The following is a 19,786-nucleotide window of genomic DNA, read 5'->3' on the forward strand; positions in this document are numbered from 1 at the left end:
GCCAGAAAGCATTCGTAAAATCTAATAATTCAAGAATTTATGAGTAAAGATGCAAAAGACATCATCTCTGAAAAAACAAAACAGAGTGAACTCGTTAAAAAAGGGAGTGAAATTGTATTTTTAAGACAACAAAGGCAAGTAACATTTGAATGCTCCGTCATCAATTACAGTACGAAAAGTATCTACCTGATAATACTCATAATTGTTTCTCAGATAATCCAAACCAATATGATGACTGCTTTGATCTTTATTTTTTCTTGGTGCATAATTATTACTCACAATAATTTCAGTCTCGTGAATTACTATACTTATATACAACGGTTTCTGCTTGGTAATTTCATTATGTTTTATTGCATTCTCAACCAATGTTTCCAGAGATAAAAAAGGAATTTTTTTTAGCAGAATTTTAGCTTCACATTCGCAGGATATAGAAACGTTCAAACTATTGCTAAACCTAATTTCCTGCAAGAAAATATATTGCTTTAAAAAATCTAACTCCTTTTTAACTGTAACCAAATGCTGCTCTCTCTCTTCTAAAAGATAGCGATATACATCGGCTAATTTTAAAACAAACTGCTGGGATACTTCTGGTTTCGATCCAATTAAAACATGTAAAGAGTTTAAACTATTGAATAAAAAATGAGGATTCATCTTTTTCTTCAATTGACTCAGCTGTAAAACGGCATTTTCACGCTGGAATTTTTCATTAACCCGCATTAAATCTTCCTTTTCATTTACTATTATCAGATTCTCGGCAAATTCTTTTTTTAATTGAGTTCTAGAAACAGCTAACAAAAGCATAAATGCACAAAAAGCAAAAACAGTCATCCATGAAAAATACTTTTTAATGGAAACAACAGACTCTCTAAGATAAATATCTACAGGAAAACTTACAATAACAACCAAAGAGTTTCTTCCTATTTTTACAGCATCATAATACCGTAATACTTCTATACCTAAAAAAGCTGAAATCGCTTTTTCTTTGAGTATATTTTTATCATGGGGTTGATAATAACTATTTATATTTTCCGAATTTTTAAGCACTTTTGTTATAGAAAAAGTTTTAAAAAAATCAGGCAGCGGATTACCAATATATCTAGTATCGGGATGCAGAACACATATCCCCTTTGCATTTGTAACCACTGTATAACCACCCTCGCCTTTATACACTTCTGAGTAATATTTCCAAAAATGCAATAAATCGATATCATAACCAATAATTACTATAGTACCATTGGCTAATTTTTTAGCAACTATCTTTCTATTAAAAACGCCTCCTTCACTTTTAACAACACTGTCTAAAAAAACTTCCTTAGTGTTTTTTTTTAAAGTATTTATCCAACTGATAATTTCATGCCTATAGACAGTATTATTTTTTTTAGAAAAACAAATATCCTTGTTCATTTTTTTATCCAAGAAACAAACAAAACTATTAGACACATTGGGGTTACTTACAGATAAATCACTATTAAACAATAATTTAGACTTCAATTTTGGTATCAAAACAGCTGATGAACTGTTAATCATTTTTTCAGAATCTTCTAAAAATTGATTCAGTTGATTAAATTCAAAAGCAATAATATTCTCTTTGGATTTTAAATTGTCTTGTACTATATGTTCAATTAAATTCTCAGTAACTGTGGTGATTTTAGGAGTTATTAGTGAACTCCCTGCAAAGAATAAGACAATAATAAAGATACTCAAATATAAGTATCTCTGATGTTTTTTTGCTCGAATTAGAAATTTCATTTGCAATAACAGCTGCTATTAATTATTGAGCCAATTTTTAAAATCCTTGGTGCTTTTTGAACTAACCAAAATCAACTCCGAAAAATTAGGCACTGGCTGTAATTCTAGCTTCAACCTATTTTGACTGTACTTAAATATCTGTTTTATAGCATGATGACTTACAATAAACTTTCTATTAATTTTAAAAAAATCTTTACTGGACAATTTAAACTCTATGTTAGAAATAGTGTCTTCGTACAAAAAGCTATCGCCGGTATTCGTAAATAAAAAAAGATACTTATCCTGAGCCATAAAATAAGCAATCTCATTGCTATTTATTGAAATCAATTGCTCGCCTCTGGAAACCAAAAAACGTTCTTGAATATTTGTGTTTTTTTCATTAGACTTTAATTGCTGCAAAAAACTCTCAATCTTATTAAATTCAACAGGAGCAGAAACATTAATGCTAAAATATTTTTCTATGGCGCTATTAAGTTTATCCTCATCATAGGGTTTTAACAAATAGTCGATTGCAAAAAACTGAAAAGATTGTATGGCATACTTATCAAAAGCAGTAGTAAAAACAATAGGAATCTTTATATCTAAAGTTTCGAAAATCTCAAAACTTTCTCCATCACCAAGATGTATATCACTAAAAATCAAATCACAGCTATTGTCCTTAAACCATTCTAAAGCTTCAGATACACTTTCCAGACGTTTTATAACTACAACATTCCGACTGCTTTTCAATAATAATTTCTCTAAAGACTCAGCCGCCAAATCCTCATCCTCAATAATAACAATGTTCATCCTAAAAAAATTAAATCAACCAAAGATTAATATCCTCTGACTCTCTAATGGAAGAGAAAAAAATCACATTGCAAAGGTACATCCTTAATTTCGGTTTTACAAGGATGCCCGTATATGACTGTCAAGTAGAGCAATTGATAACCGTTCATAATAGAAAAATTTGATGGAAACTTTCTCAAGACAGAATAAATCCTTAATTTTGGAAACTTAAATTAATTTAGAAAATACGAAAAGAAATGAAATACGATATTATAGTTTTAGGAAGTGGCCCTGGAGGATATGTTACAGCAATTAGAGCCTCTCAATTAGGATTTAAAGTAGCTGTAGTTGAAAAAGAAAACCTTGGCGGTATCTGTTTAAATTGGGGTTGTATTCCAACAAAAGCGTTACTAAAATCAGCTCAGGTTTTTGATTATTTGAAACATGCTTCAGATTACGGACTAACTGTAAATGAATTTGATAAAGATTTTTCGGCTGTTGTACAACGTAGCCGTAGTGTTGCAGAAGGAATGAGCAAAGGAGTTCAATTCCTGATGAAAAAAAATAAAATTGACGTTATTGATGGTTTTGGAAAATTGAAACCAGGTAAAAAATTGGACGTTACTGATAAAGACGGAAAAGTTACTGAATACAGTGCGGACCACATTATTATCGCTACTGGAGCTCGTTCTCGTGAGCTGCCAAACTTGCCACAAGATGGTGTAAAAGTAATTGGATACCGTCAGGCAATGACTTTACCAACACAGCCAAAATCTATGATTGTAGTAGGTTCTGGAGCAATTGGAGTTGAATTTGCACATTTCTACAACTCTATGGGAACTGATGTAACTATCGTAGAATTTATGCCAAACGTAGTTCCTGTTGAAGACGAAGATATCTCTAAACAATTTGAGCGTTCTTTGAAAAAAGCGGGTATCAAAATCATGACAAACTCTTCAGTAGAGCGTATTGACACTTCTGGAGCCGGAGTTAAAGCTTTCGTTAAAACTGCAAAAGGAGAAGAAGTTCTTGAAGCTGATATTTTATTGTCTGCTGTTGGAATCAAAACTAACATCGAAAACATCGGATTGGAAGAAGTAGGTATTGCTGTTGACAGAGACAAAATCTTGGTAAACGCTTACAACGCAACTAATATTCCTGGTTACTATGCAATTGGTGACGTAACTCCTGGACAAGCATTGGCTCACGTAGCTTCTGCTGAAGGTATTAACTGCGTTGAAAAAATTGCAGGTTTGCACGTTGAACCAATCGACTACGGAAACGTTCCTGGATGTACGTATGCTACACCTGAAATCGCGTCTGTAGGTTTGACCGAAAAACAAGCCAAAGAAAAAGGATACGAATTGAAAATTGGTAAATTCCCGTTCTCAGCTTCAGGAAAAGCAAAAGCTGCTGGAACTCCAGACGGTTTTGTAAAAGTAATTTTTGATGCTAAATACGGAGAATGGTTAGGATGCCACATGATTGGAGCCGGAGTTACCGATATGATTGCTGAAGCAGTTGTAGCTCGTAAACTGGAAACTACAGGACATGAAATCCTTAAAGCGATCCACCCTCACCCAACAATGAGTGAAGCAGTAATGGAAGCTGTTGCTGATGCTTATGGTGAAGTGATTCACTTGTAATAGTTTTAGAAACATATTCACAAAACCCCGATTTGAAATTATTCAAATCGGGGTTTTCTTTTATTTATTCTTGAAGATTTACTTTTATTCTATAAGTTTTCAATAAATTCAAAAACCTCTCTTCTTTAAAATACTTTTTATAAAGTTCATCTTCATTAACAATTCTATCAAAAGTTTCAGAATTCATTCCAAAAATAAAAGATAATTGAAGATTTTTATAAAATTCATTTTCATTACCCAATTCAGCATATATTTCAGCTAAAGTGCACGAAGCATAAAAATTCTTAGGACTTAACTCCAAACATTTATAAACATATTCAAAAGCCTTTTCATAGTTTTTCAATAATCTATATGTATTTCCAACACTATTATATCCGTTATCGTAATCAGGAAAATACTCAACTACTTTTAATTGATAATTTAAAGCTATTCCGTATTCTAACTTGTTACAATGAATATTACCCAAAAATGATAGTGTCTCGGAATTTCTTTCATCTCCTTTTAAAATATTTTCAAGTATAATTTTCGCCTCATCAGTCTGATTTAATTCATCAAGACAATAAGCAATATGATATTTATAGCCCCAATCTTTATCATCAATTTCAGATGCCTTTCTTGCATAGAAAAGTGCCTCTTCATAATTCTTCAAATCAATAAAAGCAAGACCAAGCAAATCAATTGCTTCATGAGAATTTGAATTCAACTCAATTGCTTTTTTAAGTTTATTAATTTTTACAGCATTATCTACTATATTTCTAGCTTCTTCAATTAATAATTCTGATTCTCTTAAATCATTAAACCTACACAATTCTTCATCTGTTAAATCATCCTTTGTTAACTCTTCAAATAAAGTCAAATAATCTTCTTCGATTGGTACAACTTGATTTGAAGTAGTTTTCTCTGAAATATTATTAATCTTAAATCTTTCTTCCTCTTCTAAATCCCTGTCTGAATGAATAACAAATACTTTATCTATTAATTTTTCACCTTTATTTATTTGAAGCAAAGCTTTTCGACTTATTCTGATTTCTTTATGCTTTTCATCAGGATTTGGATAATATGGAATTCTTGTTAAAACAAAATAAATTTTAGGCAATCTACCTAACAAATTGTTTTCATTATTCATCAAACTTTTAATTATTCTAGCAGTACCAGAAATATTTTCATCATTATTAGCTGCCAAAGTAACTACACTATCAGCTAACAAAGTCATAGCTATACCTGAAATATCAGTAATTCCTGTTCTTGAATCTATCAGAATAAAATCTGGATTTAAATCAATTTTTATTAATTCTTTAAGATGCAATAATAAGTTAACACCATTATTTTCTTCAGAATAAAATAAATCTTTCCAATTAATCGAAGATAAATTTTTCCAATACTCGTTACTATAAATATCCCCTGCAGGTATCAATTTTATAGAACCATTCAGAGTTCCTAAATAATTCACATCAGTCACATATTCATTGATAGATTTTGGGACATAGTCTTTATTCTGAAAATCAGAAATATACTCTACAATTCCTTTATTTATTTCTGATCGATTGATGTGCTTATTGAATTTAAGATGCAAACCTGGAGCTTCTAAATCAAAATCAATAATACATACTTTTTTCCCTAAATCAGCTAATCGCATTGCAATGTTTGACAGTGTTAGCGATCTTCCAACTCCGCCTTTATATGAATAAAAAGTTATTGTTTTCATTTCTTACCTACACATTGATACAGTTGTGCCTCTGCTTCTTATTCTATTTCGAATTTCTATGGTATTAACTCCTTGAGGCGCTAAAAAGTCTGATGTTGTAAAACGTCTTTTTTTATTAAAATTAAATGTTGCATCAAAATCTACATCAAGAACTGCCACAATTTCTTGTAAACGCTTTAAGCTAATATTGGAATAATTTTCAGATTCATACTTCTGAACTTGTTGTTCACTTGTTTTCAGTAATTCTGCAAATTGCTTTTGATTATAACCTTTAGCAATTCTACTTTCTATAATACCACAACTTAAATCTTCAAAACCTCTGGAAACATTTGTAATTTCTCCTTTTTTTAATCCTTCATACATTTCTATTTCTTCCTCAAAAACATCAATTTGACTTTGAATAGAATCAATTTGAAGTTTTAATAATAATGGATTCTTAGAACTACTAGATTCAGAAATCACTCTTATTGCATCTTGAAATTTTTTCAAATTGTTTTTTGTGACACCGTATTGTTTTTCGTTTTTTATCATAACTCAAATTTTTAGTCCAATTATACCTTTTGGATTACCATCCCTATCTTGCTGGAAAAATTCTATAAATGTTATATCTGGAGGAGCTGCAATAAAATCCATTACAAAAAACTCACATCCAAATTTATCCTTCTGAGCTTTCCTTTTAAAATTGAAATCAAAAAGTACAGGTTCAATAGCAAGTAGAATATCCAAATCTACTTTTCCTAATTCCCAACAAACATCAATGTCTCCAGGATTTTCTTTTGAAGTTGAAAAACTACCATCTAAATATATAGTTACACAACCAGCACTTTTTAAACTTATAATTGCCTGTTCAAGACCAAAAACTAATTCAATTCTTTTGTCAGAAAAGCACAGTTTTTCTTTAATTTCTTCCATAGTAGCCCAATGGATACCTGAAGGCAAAACTCCGTTAGATTGAAAATTTGGTATCAAACAATTAATTAGTTGTGTTTATATAAACACAAATATAATAATGTGTTTCAAATAAATAACTCAAAATTTTCGATTTAACACATATTTAATTCAAATAGATTATAAGGCATGGTCAAATAATCGAATGATTTCAATCGTTAATAATCCACAATTACGTTTTGTAAATCCTTAAATATGGAGTATATTTACTAGCATCTAAAAAAACAGAAAAAATGACACACAATAACATATTAGAAACCATTGGCAATACGCCGCACGTAAAAATCAATAAATTATACGGACCAGATGCCAATGTTTGGGTAAAACTTGAAAAAACAAACCCAGGAGCCAGCATCAAGGACAGAATTGCTCTTTCTATGGTAGAAGACGCTGAACAAAAAGGATTACTGCAAAAAGGAAGTACCATCATCGAGGCAACTTCAGGAAATACAGGTATCGGACTTGCGATGGTCGCTGCCGTAAAAGGATATAAACTAATTTTGGTAATGCCTGACTCGATGTCTGTAGAAAGACGCCGTTTGATGAGTATCTATGGAGCTGAATTTGTGCTTACTCCGCGTGAAAAAGGAATGAAAGGCTCTCTTGAAAAAGCTGAAGAAATAGCAAGTGGCATTCCAAATTCATGGATCCCTTATCAGTTTGATAACCCCGCAAATATTGAAATCCACAAAAACACCACAGCACAGGAAATCATAAAAGCTTTTCCTAATGGATTGGATTATCTGATTACTGGTGTTGGAACTGGCGGACATATTACTGGCTGTGCCGAAGCACTGAAATTGCATTTTCCAAACCTGAAAGTATTCGCTGTAGAACCAGAATTATCTCCAGTTATAAGCGGCGGAACACATTCACCTCACCCAATTCAAGGTATTGGAGCAGGATTTATTCCAACTAACCTGCATACTGAAGCTCTCGACGGAACTATACAAGTAAGCAAAGATGAAGCTTTTGAATTCGCACAAAGAGCAGCTAAAGAGGAAGGTATTCTTCTAGGAATTTCCTCAGGAGCATCATTGGCTGCTGTTGCTAAAAAACTTAAAGAAATCCCGGCAGGATCCAAAGTACTAACTTTTTGCTACGACACTGGAGAACGTTATTTAAGCATCGAAGGTTTATTTGAATAAAAAATTAATACTCAATACACAACCGATTTGTGAAAACAAGTCGGTTTTTTTTTAAAGATTATAAGCAAAGTCATTTTTAATTTCCTCCATGACAAAAGAACTCTGCACATTCGAAATCCCTTTGATTACTGATAGTTTATCAATCACAAACTTTTGGTATTCATTCATGTCATTAACAGCAACTTTCAGCAAAAAGTCATAATTTCCCGATACATGAAAGCATCCCGAAACTTCAGGAAGGACAAGTACATGCTGTTTAAAATCATCTATCAGTTCTCTCGAATGCACCGCCAGAGTCACCTGACAGTATACACTGATTGATTTCCCAATTTTATCAGCATCCAGCAAAGCCACATAATTCTTGATATACTGTTTCTGTTCCAGTTTTTTGATTCTTTCAAAAGTTGGAGAAACAGATAATCCAACTTTCTCAGCTATTTCTTTTGTATTTTGCTTGGCATCCTGCTGCAAAAGCATCAATATTTTTTTGTCTATCGCATCCATCACAGAATAATTATATGGTTTCAGAAAAAAGAAAGATTGAGTTCAATATTAAAAAACTGAATTACTATTCAAAATTAGAATTATATTTTGAATTACAGAACAAATACAGAATATTAAGTCTTTAAAACTACATTTACAGAAAAAAATATCATGGCAGCCATTTCAGAATCACTTTCCGAGCAGGACAATCAGCGTTTGTTCGAACTAACACAATATATCGAAAATGCCCGTGATAATTTCTTGGGCTATCCGGTTTCCAAAGATTTTGATTATTCAGAAATCAGTCATTTTTTAAAATATCCTATCAATAATCTTGGCGATCCCTTTGAAGACTGCACCTACAAAGTGCAGACCCACGAACTCGAAAGAGAAGTCGTTGGATTTTTTGCCAAATTATTCCGCGCCAACCCAAAAGATTATTGGGGCTACGTAACCAACGGCGGTTCCGAAAGCAACTTGTATGGATTGTATCTCGCCCGTGAATTGTATCCAAAAGCGATGGTTTACTATTCCGAATCTACGCATTACAGTGTCCGCAAAAACATTCATCTGCTCAACATTCCGAGCATCGTCATCCGCTCACAAGAAAACGGCGAAATTGATTATATCGATTTTGAAAATACCGTAAAAATGAACCGCCATAAGCCGGCCATCGTACTTACCACTTTTGGAACAACGATGAAAGAAGCCAAGGACGACGTTTCAAAAATCAGGAATATACTAAAAGGACTGGCCATACAAGACAGCTATATTCACTGTGATGCTGCTTTATCGGGCAGTTACGGCGCTTTTATGGAACCAAGATTATCTTTCGATTTTACCGATGGAGCCGACAGCATTTCCATCAGCGGACATAAATTTATTGGTTCCCCTATTCCAACAGGCGTAATTATCACAAAGCGTTCCAACCGAGACCGCATCTCAAAAGGAATTTCATACATCGGATCTCTGGATACAACCATTACAGGTTCAAGAAACGGCCATTGTCCTTTGTTTTTATGGTACACTTTAAAAAAAATGGGAGTTGAAGGTCTAAAAAAACGCTATCTGCACAGCCTCGAAACAGCCGAATATTGTGAGCAAAGATTAAAAAGCATTGGAATCGAAGCCTGGAGGAATCCAAATTCAATAACCGTTGTTTTTCCAAAAATAGCAGAAGAAGTTAAATCCAAATGGCAATTGGCTACAGAAGGCGATATCTCGCATGTTATCTGCATGCCTAATGTAACCAAAGAACAAATTGACCTTTTTATCACTGATATAGAAAACTGTATTGAAAATCCTGAGGAATTAGTAGAATTTGGTTTCTAAGCAGTAATTACGAATTAAAAATTACGAATTACGATGATAGTAAGTATTTTGCAAGAGTAATAACATTTAGAGCCTGTTTAAAAATTTATAGAGGTGTAAATATATTTTTATTCTGAAATAACTACGTATAACGCAATCTCACAAAAACGTGTTTGATGCCTTTTTTGTCTGATTCTCTTTCATCAATTTCAAGGATATCTGTCATTGATTTGAGCATTGGTGTCAGTTTTGAAAAACCATAATTTCTAGGATCAAATTCTGGTTTCTTTTTTACAATGAGATTGCCCACATCGCCTAGAAATGCCCAGCCGTCTTCGTCACCGATAGCATCAAGCGAATCTTCGATAAGTTCTATGGTTTTATTGTCAATTTTGACGGAGATTTCTTTTTCTGCAGCCTTTTTAGATTCTGCAGGAACTGTAGCAGTGGGTTTTGGTGCTTTGCTTTGGGCATTGGTAGTTTTTCTGGTCTTTTTGATAGCACCGTCCAGTACTTCAATAAAAACAAACCGGTCACAAGCCGCAATAAAGGCACTTGGTGTTTTCTTTTCTCCAATGCCAATTACTTTCATGCCCGATTCCCGCAAGCGAATGGCAAGGCGTGTAAAATCGCTGTCGCTTGATACAATGCAAAAACCATCCAATTTGCCCGAATACAATAAATCCATAGCGTCAATAATCAAAGCAGAATCGGAGGAATTCTTCCCAGTCGTATAGCTGTACTGCTGTATAGGCGTGATGGCGTGTTCTAGCAAAACTGATTTCCAGCCGTTGGCATTTGGTTTGGTCCAGTCGGCATAAATACGTTTAGTGGTTGGTGTTCCAAAATTAGCAATCTCTTCCATCATTCCTTTTACGTTGCTGTAAGGAACATTGTCGGCATCAATAAGTACGGCGAGTTTTAATTCTTTGGTGTTTTGAGGCATACCTTAATCTTAAGTTATTGGATAGTTTGATTATCGGATTTTTAAACTGTCTTTGAAACAGTTATTTCATCTCTGCTAACCTGATTCAAATATACATTTTTTATTAAAGAAAAGCTGTAAATTTTCACCTTAGACCCTGATGTAAATGGAAAGCCAGCAAGACTAGAAATACAGTCTTGAATAAAACAAAAAACCTGTAAATATTAATAAAATTTACAGGCTTTTGATTTTTGCTGCGGTTCAGACTATTTATTAAACCTCACTTCTGAAATAAATAAATTTCACTTAAACAATAACGGCGTGTACATAAATAAATCATGTCTCCAAACTGGCCAGCTATGCCCTCCGGAATATTCACTGTATTTGTATTTAATCCCCATCTCATCAAACCTGCTCATCATTATTTTACAATTTTCATAAGCAATATCTTCTTTGCCACCCATTGAAATCCAGAATTCTTTAAGATTTGAATTAATAGCAGCTGTATTATTTTTCATAAACTCATACTGAGGCCCTGACAATTCCTGACTATTTGCCCACCATCCTGAGCTGAATACACCAATACTGGAAAACATATCCGAATTTTTTACTCCGGCATAAAGCGTCTGTAAACCTCCCATCGATAAACCGGCTAAGGCTCTGTTTTTAGCATCTGCCGCAACTTTAAAATTGCTTTCTACAAATGGTATTGCTCCATTTTTTAATTCATTTTCAAAAGCTTTCAATGCATTTTCATTAAATCCTGCAATCCCTCCGGTATTTCCCATATTACCGTCAAGCATTGCAATTACCATTGGTCTGGCTTTATTTTCAGCTATTAAATTATCTAAAATTAAATTAGCTTTACCTTGTGCTGCCCAACCTCTCTGGTCTTCGCCTCCTCCATGCAACAGATACAATACCGGATACTTTTCGGTGGCTTTATCATAGCCTGGCGGTGTGTAAACATACATTTCGCGCCAGGAATTAGTGGCTTTTGAAAAATATTTTTTTATGCTGATTTCACCATGCGGCACATTATTTAAAGCATAAAAATCTCCTTCTTTGTTTGGAATTTCAATGCCGCTGGCCATACGGCCCATGCCATAAAAAGTTTCACTTGCCGGATCGGCAACAGCTACACCGTCAATAAGCAATGAGTAATAATTAAACCCTTTATTAACAACATCCGTAGTAACGTTCCAGATTCCCTCACTGTCTTTAACCATGTCATACTTTTTTCCTAAATCAATTTGAACCTTTACCGCTTCAGGTGCTTTCACTTTAAAAATAACTCGGTTATCAGGCAGTATCTGAGGATATTTGGCATTTCGGATATTCGTTTCTGCCGGAGTTCCCAAAATAGTGTATTTTGCAAAAGCTGAAGAATCTACCGGTTTAAACAAAAACTGTGAAAACATATATAATCCATTCTTCCACACCTTAAAATCATGAACACCCGGCTCAATATAATAAATATGAGGCACATCATTTTTAAACAAATAATCGTGAGTGCGCTTGCTATTATAAATAAGCCCGTCATTATCTCCGCAGGAAATCCAAAGCAGCTTTAATTTCTTTTTTGCATCTTCAGGATTAGGAACCAGCTCTTGCGGCATCTTAGTATTTGGAGCAGATGAAAATCCTCCTACCCAGGCAAATTTATCCAAATTTCCTAATCCAAAATTTAAAGACTGCCCTCCGCCCATAGATAAACCTGCAATTGCACGGTGTTCTCTGTCTTTGAGAGCTGGGTATTTTTTTTCGATAAAAGGAATAAGATCATTTAGTAAATCTTTCTCAAAAGTGGCAAAAGCCTGTACTTTATCCGGAGCCATTATATTACCAGCGGCGCTGTCCTCTTTCATTGCACGGCCGTTTGGCATAACAACAATCATCGGCTCAATCTTGCCTTCGGAATAAAGATTGTCTAATATCACTTGCGGACTGCCTCCGTTTAACCATTCTTTTTCGTCACCGCCTATACCGTGAAGTAAATACAAAACTGGGTATTTTTTACTTTTGCTAAAACCGGGAGGAGTATATACAGTCACTTTTCTGTTTGTTCCCACAGTTTTAGAGCTGTATTCTAAACTCTCCACTTTCCCGTTAGGAATTCCTGTTCGAACCTGATCAAAGCCTTTTGGCCCTTCTTTTTCAATTTTTTGTGCCAATAAACTGCTCGTCATGATGACTAAAGCAAGAATTGACAAAAGATTTTTTTTCATTTTAAATATGTTTTTAATTAATCGAATACTTATTACTTGAACAATAAGCCGGCATACTGATATAAAGATCTTCTCCAGGTTAACCACTCATGAGCTGTATCTTGAGACTCATAAAACACATATCGAATACCTTGTTTATCAAGCATTTTCCTGAAAGCTCCTATTGAACCGGGAAAAGGATTTGGTTCCTTTGTTCCAAGTCCAAGCCATAAAACTTTAAGCTGTTTATTTACTGCTTTTGCGTCATTGAATTTTCCGCCTAAAAATACTGCCGGATCAATTTCATCAGCACTTGGATAATTTGAAGTACCGCTAAATCCGCCATAATAAGCAAACTTATCCAAGTTATTCATTGCAATTCTCATGGTTTGATTGGCTCCCATCGAAAGTCCCGCAATAGCCCTATGCCCGCGATCTGAAATAGTTCGGAACTTTGAATCAATCATTGGAATAACCTCAGTCATCACCACTTCTTCAAAAACCGACACAGGCTGAGCAGGCATATTTGCTGTATTTCCTTCTTCTTTTTTATAAGCATATCCATTATCCATAACAACAATCATAGGAACCGCTTGATTGGAAGCAATTAAATTATCCAGAATCAAATTGGCTTTACCCTGAACTGACCAGCCCGTTTCATCCTCAAAACTTCCATGCTGCAGATAAAGAACCGGATAGCGGTTTTTTGTGTTCTCATTGTAACCCGCTGGAGTATACACAAAACAGCGTCTGAACGAATTGGTCAATTTTGAGAAATAAATATTTTCACTAACAAGACCATGGGGAACATCTTTCAGAGCATAAAAATCTTGATCCGAAGCTGGAATCTCAATTCCGCTGCCTGATCGTCCTGCACCATAAAAATATAATGTTCCCGGATCTGGAACAGAAGCTCCGTCAATATTCAACTGATAATAATGAAATCCTTCGTCCTGCGGAGCAGATTCTCCTGTCCAGACTCCGGCAGCATTTTTTATCATATCATATTTCACTCCTCCAAGATCCAGCTGCACTTTATTTGCATTAGGAGCAGCAATACTCGCACGTACACGCCCTTGAGAGTTAACCTGCGGAAATTCTTTTCCGGGCTGGTTTACTGATGAAGCCTTAAAATCCTGAGTTACGCCTTGTGCTTCCTGACTCCAGCTTGTATGGTAATGCAAAACAGAAATTAAAATGACTGCACTTAAAAATCTTTTCATATTTAGTTTTTTAAAGTTTTAATATTATTTTTTATGACTATTCTTAACTAATCCCAAACAGATCGAATCAGCCACAGATTAAAAAGATTTACACAGATTTTTTTTAAAAACAGTACTGAAATCTGTGAGAATATGTGTAATCAGCGGCAAAAAAATACATGGTATTATTTGCGGACAGTAATATTATTTTTTTTGCTGGCTTTGTGCCAATTCATTTGCAGCGTTTGCTAAAAAAACATACCAGGCACCGCCATCAATAATACACTCATTTTCACCCCAAAAGAAAGGCCAGTCATCTTTGTTTTCTAAAAAGTCGGGTTTAAGAAAAATAAGACCTGGAACTACTCCGCCCGCAATAGTTGTAAAGTCAGCCCGATTACCGCCATAGGCCACTTTTTTGGATTTGTTGCCTACCGCATTCACAAATGACAGATTAGAATACGGATGACATCCAAAAACATAATTCAATCCTTGATAAACATATTCTTTATCAATAATGTCCGGATAAAATTTATGGATATAATAATTAGTACTTGCCCAATTTATAACCTGAGAACTGCCTCCCCAGCCTCTTTTCACTATAGGAACAGCATACGGATTATCCGAAGTTTCTTTGTCAATAGCAATCTTATATTTAATTGCATAATCACGCACTTTTGCTTTGTAGCTGTCATCCATGTATGGCACAGCCAAGAGTGCCGAATTAATATTAAATTCCAAATTTTCATCCAATTGATTCCAGATTTTACTCAAGAAACCAGTTTTGTATTGATTCTCTTTTGTGCTAAGATATAACTGCATCATTGCAATCATATCACTTCCTTTTCCCCATTTGGACATTGGGCTGTCATCAGGCTTAGCATTTTTTGCAATTTCATTTGCTTCATTGAAAAGCTTTATAGCACTAGACAAACATTTAGCTGAAAGCTCATCATTATACCCTTTCAAAGCTCTGCTTGCTGCGGCTAATGCTGCGGCTGTCCTATAATCCAAAAATGAAGTTCTATTTATAAAAGCCCATCGGTCATCAAGTGTACCGCTCGAAACTCCATTGGACTCATATGGTTTAAGCGATGAATTATACGGCAGATTATCAGTTTCTGTAGACGCGTCCCCCAAGTGATGATACTGATGCAGATTTGGTACAATTATACCTCGTACAGGATGACCAATATTTTCAACTTGTGCAACTAGGTTCAAAACTCCATGCTCAATCTGCTGCAGCAAATCTGGTTTACCATCAGGACGGTGAATATCTACATATTGCGTTTTTTGATCTATATAAGTTTCGTCTCTCTTTACTTTGAATGCTTCCCAAGATTCAACAAAACTATTGATTACACTAACATGTGAAAAAGTCTGTATATCAAAATCACCAGCATCAAACCAGCCTCCCACTGCCATCCCCGGAATACGTTCCAAAGGTTTATACTTGGTTTCTGTAGCAGGCCCTTGTTTATATCCGTCAAAGTGTTCGTGATTTAACGGTGCCTGGAGACAATCATCTAAAAATGGCTTTCCATGCCAAATTCTATATGCCTCATTGACTTCCATGTGATCCATTTGAACAGGAAACCATACGTCCATAGTAGGATGCCATACTTTTGAATAAATATCATCCTCTATCTGGAAAGTGTTCGTTTTTTGATCTCCATATTGGATATAATAAAGACCTTTTTCTTTAACTGAACTAAAATCCAACTGCGCATAATTATATCTTAAATAATTCCCCCAAACCTTTACATCTGCCTTTAATTTTTCAACAAATTCTCCATTTTCATTAAGCTTAAAAATAGATGCCGCAGCCAGCGGTTTATCATTTTTGTCAAGTTCAATAACTGCAGCTTTCTTTTGGTTTGGCATATAACCTACTTGAGAAAATCCAATTACTGGTTTTCTTATCCAGTTTGGAATCGCATTTGGTTCTACATACCAGGTAAGCACTTTGCCTGTTTTATTTGCTGGAAAAATACTGCGGGCAACAAACCATCCATTCTGCCCAAGATTTCTCCCGTCAAAAAGCATCACATCCTGATCCTCGGACTGAATTTTTACAGTACGCTCTGGGTTTTCAGGTGCAAAGGTTAAACTCTTGCCAGAATCTAATGGGAGCGTCACTATATATTCATTTTTTCCACGATCGTCAAACGTATTATGCCCGCCAAACTGCGGAATCTTTTGAGCTGAAGACCGAATTTCAGTATTGCTGGCAGGATATCTTGGAAATGTTCCTGCCCTTCCATCAACTAGATAGTTGCTTTCGAAGTAAGAAGTGGGTATGAATTCCATGTTAAAGCCTGCCTTTCCTTCTAATTGTTTTGGTAATGGTTTTTCCAGAAAAACAGAAATTGTAAACCCCTTGTCTTTTGCAGTTACTACTACTTTCGAATCAAAATTAAATTCTTCATATCGCAGTGCTACTTCAATAGTGCTGTTTGACTTGTCAACTTTTCGGCTGATCATTTTGGGAATTAAATCCCATTGTTCCGGTGTATTATGAAGCCTAACGGCACCGCCGGTCACAGTCCTGACACCATGATGTATAAATTCTATCCCAGCCGTTTTCTCATCAAAAAACATCCCATTGTATTCATTATTAAAAACCAGAACATTTAAGCCCTGAGTTTCAAAATATTCCTTTTCATTCAGCACTAATTTTTGGGCAATTGCAATGTTGGAAATACTGCATAAACAAAGAAGCATTATCGCTTTCTTAAGTTTGTCCATGATTTATCTTTTATAAGTTATACAACCCGTTAACTACTCTTTAAATAATAACGGAGCCAGTTCTTTCAAACTACGGCGCCAGGTTTGAAATTCATGTGCGGTACCCTCAGAAACATATGAAACAGCATTAAACCCAGCATTCTTAAGAGCTGTTGCTGATTTTTTTACACCATCGGGATTTTCTTTACTTCCACAGCTCAAAAAGATCAATTTTACTTTAGATTTATCTTTAATATCTTCCGGGTTGTAAAGCCCTCCGCTAAGAAGTGCATAATGAGAAAAAACGTCTGTTTTGTTCAGTGTAATCATGCGTGTCTCCATCCCTCCCATCGAGAGACCTGCCATGGCACGGTGAGACTGCTTAGCAACTGTACGGAAATTTGCATCGACATAAGGGATTAATTCGTCAACCATCACAGTCTGGAAAGGAGTAATATCGAAGTTTTTTAATCCGCCAAACTTAATTTCGTTTGTCATTCCATAAGTCATCACAATAATAAATGGCTTAATTTTTCCTTCAGCAATAAGATTGTCCATAATCAAATTGGCATGACCCTGATTGCTCCATGCCGTTTCATCTTCGCCCCAGCCATGCTGTAAGTATAATACAGGATAGCGTTTGGACTGCTCTTTTTCATATCCTGGAGGTGTATAAACAAAGGCACGGCGGGATGTATTAGTGCTTTTCGATGGAAAAAGTATTTGCTGTACATTTCCGTGAGCTGCTGCTTTTAACGCATAAAAATCCTGATCATGAGCAGGAATTTCAATACCGCTTTCCCAACGTACTGAGCCATAAAAATTTAGTGCCCCCGGATCGTTAAATGTTCCTCCATCCACATTAACGTGATAATAATGAAAACCTTCATCCATAGGACCTGCTGTAGTACCTGTCCAAACACCATCTGCTCCTTTAGAAAGTTTTGTTCCTCCTTTTTTACCTCCTAATCCAAGGCTTACTATTATACTGTCTGCTGCTGGTGCCTCAATACGAAAACGGGCATAACCTTGAGAATTTACCTGAGGAAACTCTTTCCCTGGCTGATTTAATACTGAAGGCTTAAAATCTTCAATAATTTTTGACGAAGCTGTCTGTGCGGTCATTAACGAACTAATTAAAGTCAATGACAGCAACAAAACAATAGAATACTGTTTCATAATTTTGTTGGTTTTTTGATTAATAAAATAATATTGGCAATATGTTTAAAACTTATTCTGATACTCCTGTTCCGTTCAAACAGGAATTATGGCAAGCATATTTCATCCACTTTATATGCTCAATTAATTTTTAACCTGAACCCAATTAGTATTTTTTGGAGCAGAAACATTGGGTATTTTAAGCAAGATTGGTCCCGCTCTTCGCTGCAATCTTGTGGGCTGAACCCCAGCCCACAAGGATTTCCACTGCGATCGGGGCTAAAGAGAAACACTTGTGCTCTTTTGCCATTATTTATAAAAACAATTTAAGGTTTAACTAATTCTATTAATTTATCTTATATAAAAACAACAAGCTTTACTGATAATTCATTAGCTAAATAATAACTCCGATAAATTGTAAACTATGGGAATTCTAATTTTTAATTACTCAATCTAATCGCAGATAATACTTAATCTATTTAGTCTGAGGAGTAATTATCTGATAATTACCGCTCAAATGCATCAGACTAAAAAGATACATTAGACCATCATAATAAGGGTCAAAATAGCCATCCTCATACGGTTCAAGCTTAGCGTTCCAGACTGCATGCACAAAATCTAAACTTCCCTTTTCATCATTTATCATTGCTGTTGCAGCAGCTGTGGCAACTAACCCAATCGAGTGCCTCAATTTTTTCACAGTACCCGCCTGCAGAATAAATTCTGGAGCTGAACCGTCAAGATTAAACTGATCCTGATACGTATCCATCCCTTTAGACCTTAAAAACTTTTGAAACTTCACAGCATATTCTTTCTGCCATTTTTTGTCTTTACCAAACCAAGCATAATCCATTGCAATATTCATTGGAACACGCCAGGAATCATAACGAAATCCTGCTGGCATCCATGGAGTTACATGGGGCTTACCATCAAATTCTGTATAATCAGAATTCAGACCCGTTACCGGATGTGTCGCTTTCTTAAAAAACACTCTAGAGGTATCTGCGCAATCTCTATAAAATTGCTCATGTCCATCTTTTGCATATTCAGCCCATATTTCATAAAAAGCGGGTAAATGATAAGACGGATCTGTCCATTTATAATTTCTTCCTTCAGGTACAAAACTTATTTGCTTATGCTCAGTATTAATCAGATTATAAATATTGCCTGTTCCGTCTTTTTTCCACATAGCATCCAGTATTCGTCTGGCTTCCTTGTAATAATTAATGCCGGTATTATTACCCCATCTGTTTGAAGCAAACAAAAGACTGGTTATGTAATACAGTTCCCCATCAGATGCAGATCCAGGAGAATTCTGCTTCATAGTAACAGGGTTAAGACTCCATGCAAAATAACCCTCACGAGGACCGCTTTGATGCTGCAGATAGGCTTTAGAAAATCGCCATATTTTATCAAAAATATCTTTTTTATTCAGCTGCACTGCCACCATCATTCCGTATGACATTCCTTCAGTTCTTGCATCCTTATTTTTCACATCCGATACGTAGGCCATTGTATCTCCAACAGTAAAATAAACACGATTGGGACCTTCAAAAACATCGTAATAAGCCTTAGAAAGTTTCTCTCTAATAGCTGCTTTTTTATACCCTGCTTCTAAAAAAATATTTCTGTATTTTATATTTTCAAATGCTCCTTTTGATTTCTTTTTTTCTTGGGCAAAAAGCATATTAGAAGAAACAATAACAGACAGTAGAAATAATCCTGTTTTATGTATGTTTTTGAATAAATTTGCTTTTATCATTTGGTAAATATCTGGCTGATTAGCTGTAAAAATCATTACTGAAATTC

15 protein-coding genes are annotated in these 19,786 nt (G+C 34.9%); 3 read left to right on the forward strand and 12 right to left on the reverse strand.

The annotated features are described in order from the left end of the window. Nucleotides 1–120 precede the first annotated feature (120 nt). Both OZP07_RS14580 and OZP07_RS14585 read right to left on the reverse strand, forming a co-directional pair. Nucleotides 121–1,704, reverse strand: a complete 1,584-nt coding sequence (locus OZP07_RS14580; protein WP_281635661.1) for a sensor histidine kinase — start codon at nucleotides 1,702–1,704, stop codon at nucleotides 121–123. A gap of 63 nt (nucleotides 1,705–1,767) precedes the next feature. Further along, the gene (locus OZP07_RS14585) at nucleotides 1,768–2,538 is read right to left on the reverse strand and encodes a LytR/AlgR family response regulator transcription factor (protein WP_281635662.1); all 771 of its coding nucleotides are present in this window, start codon (nucleotides 2,536–2,538) and stop codon (nucleotides 1,768–1,770) included. A 236-nt stretch (nucleotides 2,539–2,774) separates the two neighbouring features. Here OZP07_RS14585 and lpdA point away from each other — a divergent pair, with 236 nt between their 5' ends. After that, nucleotides 2,775–4,163, forward strand: a complete 1,389-nt coding sequence (lpdA, locus tag OZP07_RS14590; protein WP_281635663.1) for a dihydrolipoyl dehydrogenase — start codon at nucleotides 2,775–2,777, stop codon at nucleotides 4,161–4,163. A 64-nt stretch (nucleotides 4,164–4,227) separates the two neighbouring features. On the opposite strand, the gene OZP07_RS14595 is transcribed toward lpdA, so the two are convergent. The 3 genes from OZP07_RS14595 to OZP07_RS14605 are packed head-to-tail and all read right to left on the reverse strand — an operon-like array spanning nucleotide 4,228 to nucleotide 6,780. Further along, the gene (locus tag OZP07_RS14595; protein ID WP_281635664.1) at nucleotides 4,228–5,868 is read right to left on the reverse strand and encodes a KGGVGR-motif variant AAA ATPase; all 1,641 of its coding nucleotides are present in this window, start codon (nucleotides 5,866–5,868) and stop codon (nucleotides 4,228–4,230) included. A gap of 3 nt (nucleotides 5,869–5,871) precedes the next feature. Further along, a complete protein-coding gene (locus OZP07_RS14600; RefSeq protein ID WP_281635665.1) occupies nucleotides 5,872–6,399 on the reverse strand; it encodes a helix-turn-helix domain-containing protein in 528 nt (175 codons plus the stop codon). Between the two features lie 3 nt (nucleotides 6,400–6,402). After that, entirely contained in the window at nucleotides 6,403–6,780 is a 378-nt protein-coding gene (locus OZP07_RS14605) for a DUF6932 family protein (RefSeq protein WP_281635666.1), read from the reverse strand. 269 nt (nucleotides 6,781–7,049) lie between these two features. Here OZP07_RS14605 and cysK point away from each other — a divergent pair, with 269 nt between their 5' ends. Next, on the forward strand, nucleotides 7,050–7,964 hold the full coding sequence (gene cysK / locus OZP07_RS14610; RefSeq protein WP_281635667.1) for a cysteine synthase A: 915 nt from the start codon (nucleotides 7,050–7,052) through the stop codon (nucleotides 7,962–7,964). Nucleotides 7,965–8,015: 51 nt separating this feature from the next. Here cysK and OZP07_RS14615 read toward each other — a convergent pair whose 3' ends face one another. After that, the gene (locus OZP07_RS14615; RefSeq protein ID WP_281635668.1) at nucleotides 8,016–8,468 is read right to left on the reverse strand and encodes an Lrp/AsnC family transcriptional regulator; all 453 of its coding nucleotides are present in this window, start codon (nucleotides 8,466–8,468) and stop codon (nucleotides 8,016–8,018) included. A gap of 150 nt (nucleotides 8,469–8,618) precedes the next feature. On the opposite strand from OZP07_RS14615, the gene OZP07_RS14620 reads away from it, so the two are divergent. Continuing rightward, nucleotides 8,619–9,779, forward strand: a complete 1,161-nt coding sequence (locus OZP07_RS14620; protein ID WP_281635669.1) for a histidine decarboxylase — start codon at nucleotides 8,619–8,621, stop codon at nucleotides 9,777–9,779. Between the two features lie 121 nt (nucleotides 9,780–9,900). On the opposite strand, the gene OZP07_RS14625 is transcribed toward OZP07_RS14620, so the two are convergent. The 6 genes from OZP07_RS14625 to OZP07_RS14650 all read right to left on the reverse strand — a co-directional run bounded on the left by OZP07_RS14625 (nucleotide 9,901) and on the right by OZP07_RS14650 (nucleotide 19,775). Continuing rightward, entirely contained in the window at nucleotides 9,901–10,704 is an 804-nt protein-coding gene (locus tag OZP07_RS14625) for an NYN domain-containing protein (protein WP_194639476.1), read from the reverse strand. 281 nt (nucleotides 10,705–10,985) lie between these two features. Next, complete coding sequence (locus OZP07_RS14630; RefSeq protein WP_281635670.1) at nucleotides 10,986–12,911, reverse strand: alpha/beta hydrolase-fold protein; 1,926 nt, start codon at nucleotides 12,909–12,911, stop codon at nucleotides 10,986–10,988. A gap of 32 nt (nucleotides 12,912–12,943) precedes the next feature. Continuing rightward, complete coding sequence (locus tag OZP07_RS14635) at nucleotides 12,944–14,113, reverse strand: alpha/beta hydrolase-fold protein (protein WP_281635671.1); 1,170 nt, start codon at nucleotides 14,111–14,113, stop codon at nucleotides 12,944–12,946. 183 nt (nucleotides 14,114–14,296) lie between these two features. Beyond that, on the reverse strand, nucleotides 14,297–16,840 hold the full coding sequence (locus tag OZP07_RS14640; protein WP_281635672.1) for a glycoside hydrolase family 9 protein: 2,544 nt from the start codon (nucleotides 16,838–16,840) through the stop codon (nucleotides 14,297–14,299). A gap of 33 nt (nucleotides 16,841–16,873) precedes the next feature. After that, nucleotides 16,874–17,998 (reverse strand): alpha/beta hydrolase, encoded by a 1,125-nt coding sequence (locus OZP07_RS14645; RefSeq protein ID WP_281635673.1) that lies wholly within the window; start codon nucleotides 17,996–17,998, stop codon nucleotides 16,874–16,876. Nucleotides 17,999–18,452: 454 nt separating this feature from the next. Next, complete coding sequence (locus tag OZP07_RS14650; protein WP_281635674.1) at nucleotides 18,453–19,775, reverse strand: family 8 glycosyl hydrolase; 1,323 nt, start codon at nucleotides 19,773–19,775, stop codon at nucleotides 18,453–18,455. Nucleotides 19,776–19,786 lie beyond the last annotated feature (11 nt).

Source organism: Flavobacterium marginilacus, assembly GCF_026870155.1.
Lineage (GTDB): Bacteria > Bacteroidota > Bacteroidia > Flavobacteriales > Flavobacteriaceae > Flavobacterium > Flavobacterium marginilacus.